We start from the raw sequence: 13,072 nt of genomic DNA, 5'->3' as shown, positions 1-13,072 counted from the left end.
AGGCCTCTCTGCCGCGGGAGTCTACCTGCTTGCTCGTTCTCGGCCCGCGGGTCGGCGACCGCGAGCTGCGGCCCGCGCCTGTCCGAGCGAGTTCCGAAATGAGGCGCGACAACCACGGCCTTCGTCAGTAGGTCTCGGGGCACCGGCAGGGTCGCTCGCTGCTCGCGTTGTGGATCTGACAACACACGCTCGCGGCTGGGAAAGCCGCGTTCCGGCGTCGTTGCTTCGGCCTACCTCATTGCTGGAAGCGACGGGTCGCTGCGGCGCGCCGCGGCATCGGCAAAAGCCGCTCACCTGTTCCAAAATCACTGCTGGACTGCTCGCGCCGCGGCCCGACTCCGCAACCGCTTCGGATCGCGGCGCCGACCTACTTCATCGGCGTATTGTAGCCGCACCCACTACCGTGCTTGCCGCTGTCCGATCGTACATGTCTTCAAGGACATGATTATGGATCGGCGAGCGCGACGTCGAAGCCGAACCTGGGAGGGGCTTCCCCGGTCGGGGTGATGCGGACGGCGAGGTCGGCGGCGCGCTGCATGTCCTCGGGGACAGGAATGCGGGGGCGCTGGCGGTCGGGGCGGTGGGCGGCGGTGAAGTCGGCGAGCGGCGTCCAGGTGGGGCTGCCGGGCGAGCGGGCGTCGATCTGGACGCGATAGGAGCCGCGGCGGCGCTGCTTGGCGTCGTCGTCGTCGAGCGCGAACCAGGCGTCGAGCGCGGGGCCGGGGGCGACCCCGGAGAACACGACCTCGGAGGGACGGCGTGGGTCGGCGACCACGGCCGGGAAGATCAGCATGTCGGTCTTGAGCGGGCCGCTGCGCGCGTGAGTGACGGCGGCGCGGCCGTCGGCGACGCGGGCGCTGGCGAGCGGGCGCTCGCGCTCGGCGGCGGTGCGCCAGCGCAGGCCGGCGCCGACGAGCGCGGCGGCGGCGACGACGGCGAGCACGGCCGGGTGGGCCAGGCGGCGCGCGAGCGGGCGCAGGCGGTCGACCAGGCGCGGCGAGCCGAGCAGCGAGGCGCAGGCGATCAGGGCGGTGAGGCTGGCCAACAGGCCGGCGGCGTCGAACCAGCGCCAGCGGGCGTAGCGGAGCTCGAACACGCCGTCGCGCGCGGGCGCGGCGATCAGGGTCGGTTCGCTGCCGTCGTCGCCGAGCGCCTTGCCGCCGCGCAGCTCGCCGCGCAGGCGCTGCTCCGGCGTGGCGGTCGGACCGTCGCCGACCACCGGGACTTCGATCCACGATACCGGCTCGGCGGGCGCGCCGTCACCTGTCCGGAAGGACAGGTCCCAGCGCGGGTAGCCGGCGACGTGGAACACCAGGCGCGAGTCGGGCGCGGTGCCGGCGAGGCGCACGCGGACGCGGCCGGCCTGCAGATCGGCGGCCTCGACGAGCAGCTCGCCCGGGCCGTCGATGCGGGCGATGCCGGCGGCGTTCGGCCGCTCGAACACGCGGAGCGGGCCGAAGCTGGCCACCTGCGAGCCGCCGCTGCCGCCCTGGGCGAGCAGGTAGCGGGCCTGGGCGAGGTCGAGGACACGGGCGGACCCCGACTCGGGCTTGTGGACGAAGTTGTCGCCGGGGGTGAAGCCGACCTTGTAGACGGGCGTGCCGGTGTAGACCGGGCTGTCCATGAACCAGTGGGCGTTGCGGTCGGTGCGGACCGCGATCCGCCAGTCCGCAGGCTGGCCGTGGCGGGCGCTGGCGGCCCACTGCAGGAACTGCTCGTAGGCGGCCTGGAAGGCCGGGTCGCCGGGCACGCGCTCGATCTGGACGACGCCGACCCCGTGACGGCGGGCCAGGTTGGTCGCGTCGCGCGCGAGCCAGGCGACCATGGCTGCGGCGACCGCGGCTGTCCCGAGCGACATGGCCTTTTTGACATGGCTCTTTGACCATGTCCGTCCGGCCAGGAGGGCGAGGCCGCCGACGACGGCGCCGGCCAGCAGGAACAGGCCCGGCTTGGCGGCCGTCAGGAAGCGCTGGTACTGGATGTGCGAGAAGCCGCCGCTGAGGCGGTCGAGGCGGAGGGTCCAGAACACGTCGGTGCTGGCCAGGAGCCAGTGGACCAGCGCGAGCAGGGCGAGGAAGCGGAGGAAGCCCGCGCCGCGGACCGCGGCGACGAGGAGCCCGAGCAGGGCGGTGAAGCCCGCCGCGGGCGCCATGAGCTGGGTCCACTGGCCCGCCTGCAGCATGCGCAGCATGGCGTCGAGCGGCGCGTACAGCCAGCCGTAGCTCGCCATGTAGCCGCGATGGGCGGCCATCGGCCACAGCCACCAGGCCGCGAGGGCGAGGGCGAGGCCGAGCGCGAGGGCGAGGTCGAGGGCGGCGCCGGCGAGCCGCTCGCGGCGAGTGAGAGGGGCGGAGGACGGGCTGTCCGTGGCAGCGGGACTCTGCGCGAGCGCGGACGAGGTGTCCGTCGGGACAGGCGAGGCGGCGGGCGGAGGAACGTCGGCGAGAGCCCCGAGCGAGGTTTCCGTGGGGTCGGCGGCAGGAGTAGGCGCCAGCGATGAGATGTCCGCGGGGACGGGTTGAGACGCGCCGGCCGCAGCGGAGGCGAACGCGGCGGCCACCGCGGTGACCGGCAGGCCGACCGGGGTAGTGGCCTGCGGGGTGTCCTCGAGGACAGGCGGAGGCAGGTCGACGGCGGCGAGCGAAGGGATGTCCGCGGGGACAGGTGGACGGCTCGGCGAGGGGAGGTCCGCGGGGACAGGTTGAGACGCGCCGGACGCGGCGGAGGCGAACGCGGCGGCCACCGCGGTGACCGGCAGGCCGACCGGGGTCGTGGCCTGCGAGGTGTCTTCGAGGACAGGTGACGCGGCGGATGGGATGTCCGTGAGGACAGGTGATCGGGTCGGTGACGGGAGGTCCGAGGAGACGGGCCGAGATGCGCTGTCCGCCGCAGCGGCCGGCAAGCCGGCGGGCGCCGAGGCTCGTGGGATGTCCGTGGGGACGGGTCGAGACGCGCCTGCGGAGGCGCTCGGGGATCGTGGCGCTGTCGGGACGGTGGCACCGGCGCCGCGCAGGCCCACGGTGATCAGCCACAGCGGCGCGGCCATCGCCAGCATCGGCAGGCTCATCGGGTGGGCAAGCAGGGCGGCGGCGGCGGCCAGGGCGGCGAGCGCGAGGTGGCGGTGATGTGTCCCCGGGGACATGCCCTCACGGACACGTGCGGCCAGGGCCAGCTCGGCCAGGGCCCAGTAGGCCAGGCTGGTGGCCAGCGCCTGCGGCCACACGCCGTAGGTGACGGTGTAGATCCACCCGCCCTCGCGGTAGGCCCCGGCGTCGAGAAGGGCCAGCGCGGCCGCGACGACGCCGGCCAGCGGGCCGAGGCCCAGGGCCCGGCCGCAGCGCAGCAGGGCCCAGCCCTGCAGCAGGAACACGAGGGTGAACGCGAGCGCGTAGGCCTGGGCCCAGTCGAGCAGGCCGAGGGTGACGAGGCGGACCGCGATCACCAGCAGGTCGCCGAGGGGCGGATAGAGCTCGCCGAGCGGGAAGCCGAAGAACCAGAACGGGCTCCAGCCGACCAGGTGGCCGCCGGCCAGCTGCTGGCCGTACAGCCAGGCGCGCGTGAGGTGGACGGTGTGGTCGGCCGACAGCGGCATGACGCCGGTCGGCACCGGCCACAGCAACCACAGGCCGAGCGCGGTGACCAGCGCGAAGGGCCATGTCCGAACGGCCAGGCGGATCAGCCGGCCGCGGGGGGGCGCGAGGCTCATGACCACCTCGCGGCAACGGGTGGTGAGGTCGAGAGCTCGAGCGCGAGGTCGTGACCCGCGCGCGGCGAGCCCGGGCAGCCTGCCCTCGCGGTCCCATCGGTCACCCGGGGAGCCATGGCCCGATGCGGCGGCCAGGTGGCGTCACCTGGCCTCGAGGTCATGTCACTCGCGCGCGCGCACCGGGGCTGCTCGCCTCGATTCGTCCGGCGCGGCTCGGGCTCAACGCGGCTCACCGAGGATCACCGTCCAGGGCAAGGGCCGGCGCACCTCGACCACGCGCAGGCGGGTCTCGGCCAGGCGCAGCAGGGCGCGGCGCGAGAAGTGCTGGATGTGCCCGGGGGTGTTGCCGAGCGCGCGCACGTAGCGGCCGCGGGCGAGGTTGAGGGCGCGCCACACGGGTTCCCACGGGGTGCTGATCAGCACTGCGCGGCGGGCGACGCGAGCCAGCTCGCGCAGGCCGGCGGCGGGGTCCTCGAGGTGCTCGAGCACCTCGCAGGCGAGCACGAGGTCGACGCTGTTGTCGGCGTGCGGCAGCTGGTAGATCGATGCTGTCTGAAAGGACAGGCCCGGGTCGAGGCCGGGCGCCAGGCGCGACAGGTCGACGTCGCAGGCCTCGAAGCTGGCCGGGCGGCGCAGGCGGATCAGGCTGTCGGCCAGCAGGCCCTCGCCGCAGCCGACCTCGAGCACGCTCTCGGGACATGTCTGAACGTACAGGTCGCCGACGGCCCGCTTGAAGCCGGCGACCAGGCGGCGGGCGATCGGGTTCGGGTGATCGTACTTGGCCTCGGCGTTGCCGACGACGTTGCCGACGTCGACCTTCACGCCCGCTCCTCCGGCCGCCACGACGCGGCGGCGGTGCGGCGGTGGCCGGCGATCGCCGGCGCGCTTTGTTGGGCCGCGAGCGCCGCCGACAGGCCGCGCACCTGGGTCAGCACTTGCTCGGTCAGCCGGCGGTTGGCGGCGCTGAGGTCGCCGAGGAACGCCATCAGCGCGACCAGGAAGGCCAGGACGACCGCGCCGACGCCGACCAGCAGCGACTCGGTGTGGCCGCTCTCTTCTGGCCAACGGGACAGGTAGTAGTAGGTGAAGCGGCCGCCGAGGGCGAGGCCGAACGCGAGCAGCAGCAGGGCGATCACGCCGAAGGTCTGGACCGGCCAGTACATGCCGTACGAGCGGACGATGACCGCGCCGTTGCGGCGGACGTAGCTGCCCATCGAGCGGAACAGGCGCGAGCGCCGGAGCTCCGGGTTGGTCGTGATCGCGACGTCGACGATCGTCAGGCCGGCCCGCGCCGGCCTGGATGATCGACTCGAGGGTGTAGGTGAAGCGGTTGTGGACGAACAGCGCGGCGGCGGCCCGCCGGTTCATGGCCCGAAAGCCGCTCGTCGAGTCGCGCACTGTGGTGCCCGAGGCGCGCCGGACCACGCGCGAGCCCCAGCGCTGCAGCAGCCGCTTGAGCGGGCCGAAGTGCGGGATGGTGTCGGTCTGGCGATCGCCCACGACGAGGTCGGCGCGGCCGGCGAGGATCGGCGCGCACAGGCGAGCGATGTCGGCGCCGGGGTACTGATTGTCGGCGTCGGTGTTGACGATGATGTCGGCGCCGAGCGCGAGGCAGGCGTCGACGCCGGCCTGGAACGCGACCGCGAGCCCGCGGTGGCCCGGGAAGCGCAGCACGTGGTGCACGCCGATCTGCTCGGCCACGGCCGCGGTGTCGTCGGTGCTGCCGTCGTCGATGACGAGCACCTCGATGCTGTCGATCCCCGGCAGCGCGCGCGGGAGGTCGGCGAAGGTCGCCGGCAAGTGCTCCCGCTCGTTGAGGCAGGGGATCTGGATGATGAGCTTCACAGGGCCGGGCGGCGCACCTTATACCACGGCACGACAGATCCGCGCGTTCGCCCCGCAGACCCCCGCCAGGGCCGAGATCGCCTCAGATCTCGAGGCCGTCCAGCCAGGCCAGCCCCTCGGCCTCGGTCGTGAACAGGTGCAGGTTCGGCGCCTGGCCGGTCAGCCGCATCATCATGTTGATCGCGGCGCGGACGATCGGGCTGGTGACGACGACGGCGATCGCGCCGTACTTGGGCTGCAGGCTCGGGAAGTACTTGCGGGCCCCCGCGGAGTACTCGGTGCCCTTCTCGACGATCGAGAGGATCCGCCAGCGATGGTTCGGCGCGCCCTCCTCGATGCGGGCGCCGAGCGACTCGGCGTCGGCGAGCGTGACCTCGTCACGCGCGGTGATCCGCAGCAGCGGCTTGCCCTGCGGGGTCGTGGCCTCTTCGTAAAGGAACGGCATGCGCGGTGACTCCTACTTGTGCGGCTGGCCCAGCGCGCCCTTCTCGGCGAGCACGAGGGCCAGAGCGTCGGACAGCTGCGCGAGCGCGCGGACGTGGATCTCGGCGTCGCAGAGCGCGACGATCTGCGGGGCGACGTCGGCGCGGATGCCGGTGAGCAGGCACTGCGCGCCGAGCAGGCCGATCGCGCGGACCATGCGGAGCAGCGCCGGCAGGGTGGGACCGGCGATCGCGGCGACGCCGGTCAGGTCGACGATGACGTGGGTGGCCCGCTCGGCGGCGACGCGCTCCAGCAGCACGCTGGTGATGGTGGCGGCCCGCGCGTCGTCGATGCGGCCGACCAGCGGCAGCGCCAGCACGCCCGGCCAGGCGACGATCACCGGGGTCGACAGCGCCTGCACGAGCTCGTCCTGCTGGCGCGCCAGCTGCCGCGCGCGCGTCAGCAGCTCCTCCTCCTGGGCCTCGTTCTGGTCGCGGCGGTCGATCAGGTCGTCGAGCAGATAGTTGATGCCGAGCTCGACGTCGAGCAGGGCGTCCTCGTTCTCCTCGAGCCGGACGCGCACGTCGTAGTCGCCGCTGCCGGCGGTGACGAGCACGTTGAGGAGCTCGTGGAGCCGCGCCTGCGAGATCGTCAGCGACACGTCACCCCTCCTGGTCGTCGAGCCAGGCCATCGCCTCGAACTCGTTGCCGAACACGCGGTACTTGCTGTTGTCGGTGAACCGCGTCATCAGGTTGATCGCCGCCCGCACCAGCGCGCTGCTCGTCACAGTCGCGTGCGGGCCGGCCTCCTCCATCGACAGCAGGTGCTTGCGCGCCTTGGCCGAGTACTCGGTGCCGCTGGCGACCACCGACAGCACGTGCCGGCCGCGGTACTGCCCGAGGAACCGGGTCACGTAGTCCTCGGCGTCGCCGAGGCTGATGTCGCCCGAGACGTGGACCCGCACGTACGGCCGACCGTTGGGGGTCACGAGCTCCTCGTAGCGGAACGGCATGGTCAGCCCCGGAGCGCGCCTTTCTGGGCCAGGACGTGCGCGAGCGCGTCGCTCAGCTGGGCCAGCGCGCGCACCGGCGCGCCGCCCTCGGCCTCGCCGAGCGCGACGATCTGCTGGGCGACCGCGGGGCTGATGCCGGTGAGCAGGCAGGACGCGCCGAGCAGGCCGATCGCGCGGACCATGCGGAGCAGCCCCGGCATGGTGTTGCCGGCGAGCGTGCCGACGCCGGTCAGGTCGAGGATGACGTGGGTGGCCCGCTCGGCGGCGACGCGCTCGAGCAAGACGGCGGTGATCCGCGCCGCGCGCTCGTCGTCGACGCGGCCGACCAGCGGCAGCGCGAGGACGCCAGGCCACACCGCGATCACCGGGGTCGACAGCGCCTCCACGAGCTCGCTCTGCTGGTGCGCCAGCTCCTCGGCGCGCGCCTCGAGCTGCTGGCGCTGGCTGTCGCTCTTGGCCTTGCCGAGGGCCAGCTCCTCCAACAAGTAGTTGACCCCGAGCTCGACCTCGAGGAACTCGTCGTCGTCCTCCTCGACCAGCGGGACCCGCAACTCGTAGTCGCCGGTCGCCGCCGCCACGATGATGCGCAGGAGTTGATCGACGCGCTCGCCCTCGATCGTGACCGACACTGCCTGGCAATTTAGAGAAGCCCGCGCGAACGTGTCAACGCTCTCTCATGGTGAGCGTCGCGCGCCTTGACCCACCGCGACGCGGCTCGTAGGGTGACAAGCGATGGTCGCGCGAGTGATGCATGTGCATGTCCGCAGGACCGACACGCGACCCGCCGCGGGCCCACACGCGAGCGCGATCGTGCGCGCGCGAGCACGCGCGGACTTGCTCGGCGCGACGGAGGCGAGGTGACGTCGACGTCGCGTCGCACGTGGCTGCGCGGCGGGCTCGGGCTCGGGCTCGGCGCGCTGTGTCTGCCCTCGCTGCTGCCGCGCGGCGCGCGAGCGCAGGCGGAGGCGCCGGTGCGACGCCTGCTGGTGGTGATGACGGAGCACGGCGCGGTGTACCCGCGCTGGCGCATGCGCCCCGGCGCGCTGCCCGAAGACGAGGACTGGGAGGTGCCGCTGTCGCCGCTCGCTGCGCCCGAGTTCAGCGAGATCTTGCAACCACTCCACCGCCACCGCGCGCGCCTGTCGATCCTCGACGGGCTCGGCAACGCGGTGGGCCTGACGACCGCGCTCAACGAGCACAAAGAAGGACACGCGACGGCGCTGACGGGGACGCAGGCGGTGGAGCTCGAGGACGGACCGGCGCACGCGCAGGGGCCGTCGATCGATCAGATCGTGGCGTCGGCGATCGCCGAGGCGGGCCAGATCGCGTCGCTGCAGGTGTCGCACGGCAGCTGGCCGTACTCGTACGACGCGAGCGGCAAGACGCTGCCGTACATCTACGAGCCGGCCGAGCTGTACACGCGGCTGTTCCCCGACGGGCCCGGCGGCGCGCCGCTGCCGACCGATGTGGCGGCGATGCGCGCCCGCCAGCGCCAGGTGGTCGAGCTGGCGCGCGCGCAATTCTCGGCGGTCGCGCCCCGCCTCGGCGCGGCCGACCGCCTCAAGGTCGAGCAGCACCGCGACCTGCTGCGCGCGCTCGAGCTGCAGCTCGAGACGCTGTCCCAAAAGACATGTGTCGTACCGGCGCCGCCCGGGGAGGTGGCGCCCTGGGAAGATCCCGAGTGGTACGACCAGCGGACTGAGCTGTTCACGACGCTGACCGCGCTGGCGCTGTCGTGCGATCTCACCCGCGTCGCGGTGCTGGCGCTGTGGGGACTCCGCAACGAACAGGTCGGCGCGCCGCCAGGGGACATCCACAACGACTTCGCCCACGCGGTGTCGTCGGACCCGGTGGCCGCGCAGGTGATGACGAACTTCGGCCGCTACCACGCGGAGGACGTGGCGAGGTTGCTGGATGTCCTCGAGGACATCCCGAGCGCCGGCGGGACGCTGCTCGACGACACTCTGGTGGTGTGGTCGAGCGAGCTCGGGACTCCGGAGCACCAGCTGCATCACGTGCCCGTGGTGCTGGCCGGCGGCACCGGCTACTTCGACAAGCCAGGGCGCTACATCTACTGGCGACAGACGAACGTGGTGCCCGGGCTGCTCGGCGACGAGCTGCAAGGGCCGCCGCACAACCGCCTGCTGGTGTCGATCGCGCGGGCGATGGGGGTCGAGCGTGACGCCGTGGGGATGACGTCGGTGCCGCTCAAGGACGGCGCGACGCTCGACTGCACCGGCGAGCTCGACCGCTTGCGGTGATGGCGTCGAGGCTGTCCGCGAGGGCAGGTGACGATTCGATCACGACAGCCAGGCGACGATCAGCGAAGCGAGGGTCGTGGCGGCGGCGGGCTCGTCGAGGCGGCCGCGGAACAGCTCGCGGCCGAGGGCCTCGGCCGCGCCGATGATGGCGACGCAGCGGCGCTGCAGCTCGCGGGGCGGCAAGGAGGAGAACGGGGCCAGGGCGTCGCGGTAGATCGTGACGTAGCGGTCCTGTAGCTCTTGCGCCACGGCCTCGGACTCGCTGTCGCCCTGCAGGGCGGCGAGGATCGCCAGCCACTCCGGGCCGACGGTGACGTAGCAGTGCATGTAGGCGCTGCTGATCACGCGGGCGACCTCGGGCAGGCGCGGGCGCGTGCGCTTCAGGGCCCCGTGCAGCGCCTCGATGTGGCGGTCGTCGAGCTCGCGGGCCAGCGCGACGAGCAGGCCCGAGCGCGTCTGGAAGTGGCCGTAGGTGATCGGCTTGCTGACGCCGGCGCGCTCGGCGAGGTGGCCGAGCGTCAGCGCGTCGGTCCCCTCCTCGCGCACGATCTGCTGCGCAGTCGCGAGCAGCTGCGTGCGCCGCTCGGCCTTGGGCAGCCGCTTGGTGGTGGTCTCCGTCATGGTCCCGGGTCTGGCGCACCGCGCGAGGCTTTCTGCGCGGCCGTCCTTGACAGTAGCACCGTCGGGCCATATTACCATCCGTAACTTACTAAGAGTAAATTGCAGCGCCAGCGAGGCGCCACGAGCGAACCGCGGCGGTCCGGCTGCCGCGCGAAGGGAGTTTTTTGTCATGACCACGACCACGAAGGCACCTGTCCTCATCGTCGGCGGCTCGGGCGTCGTCGGCTCGATCGCCGCGAAGTTCCTCCGTCGCCTCCACCCCGACCTGCCGATAGCGATCGGCGGGCGCGACTTCCTCAAGGCCCGCGCAGTGGCCGACGAGCTCGGCAACGCCGACGCGGTGGTCGTCGATCTCGCGCGCGCCGACCTCGGTCAGCCCGCGGAGAGGGCCTTCAGCGCGGTGGTGATGTTCTTGAAGGACGACACGCTGCACTCGCTGGAGTTCGCGCAGGCGCGCGGCGTGCCGTACCTCGAGATCTCGACGGCGGCGTTCGAGCTCGCGCCGCTGGTCGGGCTGTACGTGGCCCGGCCGAAGAGCGCGCCGATCCTCCTCGACGGCTACTGGCTGGCCGGCGCGGCCACTCTGGCTGCCGTGCAGCTCGCCCGCGAGTTCCGCAGCGTGGAGGCGATCGAGCTGGCCGCCGTCCTCGACGAGCAGGACGTCGGCGGGCCTGCGGCGTACGCCGACCTCGAGCGGCAGACGAAGGCGGTGACGAGCGCGCTCCAACTCGTCGACGGGCAGTGGAAGTGGGTCGGCGGCGAGGCCGGGTCGCGCGTGTTCAAGGCCGTCGACGGGCGCGAGTTGACCGGTCAGGGCTACTCGCTCCTCGACGTCCTGAGCCTCGCCACCGCCACCGGGGCGAGATCGATCCGCAGCGTCTTCGCTCTCGGCGAGTCGTCCAGTCGCCGGCGCGGCGAGCCGTTCTCGACAGAAATCATCCTCGAGATCACCGGCACCCGCAGCGACGGCACCACCGTCACGGTGCGCCAGGAGCTGGTGCATCCGCAGGGCCAGGCGCCGATCACCGCGGTGGGCGTGGCCGTCGGCGTCGAGCGCCTCCTCGGCCTCGCCGGCGGGCCGCCGGTGCCGCCCGGGCTGTACCTGCCGCACGTCATCATCGAGCCCGAGCACCTGCTCGGCCGCCTGGTGGAGTTCGGCACCCAGATCCGCCGCGCCTGAGCCATCTGAAAAAAAACGCATGAAAGGAGCTCATTCGTATGTCCGCATCCATGAAGAATCCGGTGTTGTTGCTCGGTGGCTCCGGGGCGGTCGGTAGCCGCGTCGCTCGCACGCTGCGCCGCCTGCAGCCCGACCTGCCGATCGTGATCGCGGCGCGCAACGCCGAGAAGGCGGCCGCAGTGGCGGCGCAGATCGGCGGGCCGACGACGGCGTCCAGCGTCGACCTGTCGCGCGAAGACCTCGGCCTCGAGCCGAGCCCGAGCTTCAGCGCCGTGGTCACGCTGCTCAAAGACCCGTGGTTGAACTCATTGAAGTATGCGCAGGCGCGGCAGACTCCGTATGTGTCGTTCGCCAGCTTCGCGTTCGAGATCGGTCCGGAGCTCGCGCATTACGTGCAGCGCCCGCACAGCGCGCCGATCTTGGTGCTCGGGCACGTGTTCGGCGGCGTCGGTACGCTCGCGGCGCTGCACTTCGCCCGCGAGAGGTTTTTTAAAAGAGTCGAGTCGATCGCATTGGTGGGGGTGGTCGACGCCGACGATCAGGGCGGGCCGGCGTCGCAGGCCGACTTCGTGCGGCTGACGGAGGAGTGCCCGAGCGCGCTGATCCGCCGCGACGGGCTGTGGCGGTGGGTCGGAGGCCAGGAGGCGCTGCGAGAGGTGGTCGACGTCGGCGGCGTGACGCGCCAGGCGCAGGCGCTGCCGCTGCTCGACGTGGTGAGCCTGGCGGGGGCGCTGGGCGCGAGGTCGTTGCGCGTCGACTTCGCCGGGCGTGACAAGGTCTCCGATGCGGCGCCGTCGACCGAGCTCATTGTGGAGATCGCCGGCGAGGGTCGCGACGGGGAGCCGGTGCAGGCTCGCTATGAATTGATCGATGGCGACGTGTACGCGAACCTCAGCGCGCACGGGGCCGCGCTCGCCACGGAGCGGCTGCTCGGGCTCGCGGGCGGGCCCGCGCCGGGGCCGGGGCTGTATCACCCGGAGAGCCTGCTCGAGCCGGAGTACGTGCTCCGCCGCCTGCAGGAGCTCGGGGTGCGCGTGCGCCGGGCGTGAAACGCTGCGGGGGAGCCCGCGCGAGTACGCTCGCGCTTGCGATGAAAAGAAATCGCCGCGAGCGATGCGACTGCGGGCGCAGCGCGCCTCTCTCGAGTGAGGCGGTCCCACGATCGCCGTGACCCCGCCGCCTGCGCGGCGGAGGAGCTCGAGCATGCACAAGCGTTCGAAAACGCCTCACATCATCGTCTTCTTTGGAGCGCTGGCCTCTTGCGCCGATCCAGGCGCCCCGGACGGCGACGGCGCCTCGACCGAGGCCACCACGCAGAGCACGACGACGACCACGAGCGATGCGCCCACCAGCACGTCGCTCGCAGAGAGCACCAGCACGACCAGCGAGGAGCCGGGCGCGACGACGGAGGGATCGGCCACGACGAGCGCCGGCTCAGGCGCAACGACTGACGAATCGGGCACGACGAGCGAGGGCGACCCGCAGATCTTTAAAAATTGCGCCGAGGGCAATGCGCTGCAGGTCGAGATGCAGGCGTGGAGCTGCGGCTGCTCGGTCGAGGCGGGCGACTATCCGACCTTGCGCGAGTGCCTGGAGGCGAACGGCACCACGCCGGAGGAGGACGCGTGCACCTGCGAGGTGTTCGCGGCCGACCCGCAGAACGGGGCGTTCGTGGCCTGCCAGACCGAGGCCTTCGCGGCGTTCGTGGCCTGCATCGCGCCGCTCGCCTGCGCCGACGACGGCGGGATCGAGGCCTGCTACGCGCAGCTCGGCTCGGCCAGTACGATCTGCGAGCAGCCGGTGCCTGATGTCTTTCGCGAGATCTCGATGAAGTGCGAGGGCTGATTCTTCTCGCCAGGAGGACGGAGGGCCGCTGCGAGGGCGGCGCGAATGCTCCGGTCGCCGCAATCGGTACGCCGGTTTCGCTCGGGGCCATTCGCAGGACACCGAATGGTCGAGTCCGCTATTTTCTCGCAGCACAGTTCGTGATTCCGAATGCACGGCCCGTGCGAATGCGCGGCGC

The 13,072-nt window shown here is 72.3% G+C and carries 12 protein-coding genes and 1 pseudogene; 4 read left to right on the top strand and 9 right to left on the bottom strand.

Annotation, left to right across the window (positions count from 1 at the left end; genetic code table 11):
- Window positions 1–445 precede the first annotated feature (445 nt).
- The 8 genes and pseudogenes from OV090_RS21035 to OV090_RS21000 form a co-directional block, all read right to left on the bottom strand.
- Window positions 446–3,706, bottom strand: a complete 3,261-nt coding sequence (locus OV090_RS21035; RefSeq protein ID WP_267705751.1) for a hypothetical protein — start codon at window positions 3,704–3,706, stop codon at window positions 446–448.
- Window positions 3,707–3,925: 219 nt separating this feature from the next.
- Window positions 3,926–4,528 (bottom strand): class I SAM-dependent methyltransferase, encoded by a 603-nt coding sequence (locus tag OV090_RS21030; RefSeq protein ID WP_267707138.1) that lies wholly within the window; start codon window positions 4,526–4,528, stop codon window positions 3,926–3,928.
- Window positions 4,525–4,920, bottom strand: a complete 396-nt coding sequence (locus OV090_RS21025) for a hypothetical protein (RefSeq protein WP_267707157.1) — start codon at window positions 4,918–4,920, stop codon at window positions 4,525–4,527. Before OV090_RS21025 ends, OV090_RS21030 begins: the two co-directional genes overlap by 4 nt.
- A 190-nt stretch (window positions 4,921–5,110) precedes the next feature.
- Window positions 5,111–5,551 (bottom strand): annotated as a pseudogene (locus tag OV090_RS50770) (glycosyltransferase family 2 protein); the annotation flags it as partial.
- A gap of 82 nt (window positions 5,552–5,633) precedes the next feature.
- Complete coding sequence (locus OV090_RS21015; RefSeq protein ID WP_267705749.1) at window positions 5,634–5,996, bottom strand: STAS/SEC14 domain-containing protein; 363 nt, start codon at window positions 5,994–5,996, stop codon at window positions 5,634–5,636.
- Window positions 5,997–6,008: 12 nt separating this feature from the next.
- Complete coding sequence (locus OV090_RS21010; protein ID WP_267705747.1) at window positions 6,009–6,635, bottom strand: STAS domain-containing protein; 627 nt, start codon at window positions 6,633–6,635, stop codon at window positions 6,009–6,011.
- A 1-nt stretch (window position 6,636) separates the two neighbouring features.
- Window positions 6,637–6,987, bottom strand: coding sequence for a hypothetical protein (locus tag OV090_RS21005; RefSeq protein ID WP_267705745.1), 351 nt, complete (start codon window positions 6,985–6,987; stop codon window positions 6,637–6,639).
- Window positions 6,988–6,989: 2 nt separating this feature from the next.
- Entirely contained in the window at window positions 6,990–7,616 is a 627-nt protein-coding gene (locus OV090_RS21000) for an STAS domain-containing protein (RefSeq protein ID WP_267705743.1), read from the bottom strand.
- A gap of 228 nt (window positions 7,617–7,844) precedes the next feature.
- Here OV090_RS21000 and OV090_RS20995 point away from each other — a divergent pair, with 228 nt between their 5' ends.
- Entirely contained in the window at window positions 7,845–9,248 is a 1,404-nt protein-coding gene (locus tag OV090_RS20995) for a DUF1552 domain-containing protein (protein ID WP_267705741.1), read from the top strand.
- 39 nt (window positions 9,249–9,287) lie between these two features.
- Here the strand turns inward: OV090_RS20995 and OV090_RS20990 are convergent, their stop codons facing one another.
- On the bottom strand, window positions 9,288–9,869 hold the full coding sequence (locus tag OV090_RS20990; RefSeq protein ID WP_267705739.1) for a TetR/AcrR family transcriptional regulator: 582 nt from the start codon (window positions 9,867–9,869) through the stop codon (window positions 9,288–9,290).
- A gap of 169 nt (window positions 9,870–10,038) precedes the next feature.
- Between OV090_RS20990 and OV090_RS20985 the strand changes: the two genes are divergently transcribed.
- The 3 genes from OV090_RS20985 (at window position 10,039) to OV090_RS20975 (ending at window position 12,894) form a co-directional block, all read left to right on the top strand.
- Window positions 10,039–11,049 (top strand): NAD(P)-dependent oxidoreductase, encoded by a 1,011-nt coding sequence (locus OV090_RS20985; protein WP_267705737.1) that lies wholly within the window; start codon window positions 10,039–10,041, stop codon window positions 11,047–11,049.
- A 50-nt stretch (window positions 11,050–11,099) separates the two neighbouring features.
- Window positions 11,100–12,098, top strand: a complete 999-nt coding sequence (locus OV090_RS20980; protein WP_267705734.1) for a hypothetical protein — start codon at window positions 11,100–11,102, stop codon at window positions 12,096–12,098.
- Between the two features lie 154 nt (window positions 12,099–12,252).
- A complete protein-coding gene (locus OV090_RS20975; RefSeq protein ID WP_267705732.1) occupies window positions 12,253–12,894 on the top strand; it encodes a hypothetical protein in 642 nt (213 codons plus the stop codon).
- The last annotated feature ends 178 nt before the right edge of the window (window positions 12,895–13,072 follow it).

Source organism: Nannocystis sp. RBIL2 (genome assembly GCF_026626745.1).
Classification (GTDB): domain Bacteria; phylum Myxococcota_A; class Polyangia; order Nannocystales; family Nannocystaceae; genus Nannocystis.
The sequence above is the reverse complement of the archived record's forward strand: the minus strand, read 5'-3'. Positions and strand labels throughout refer to the sequence as shown.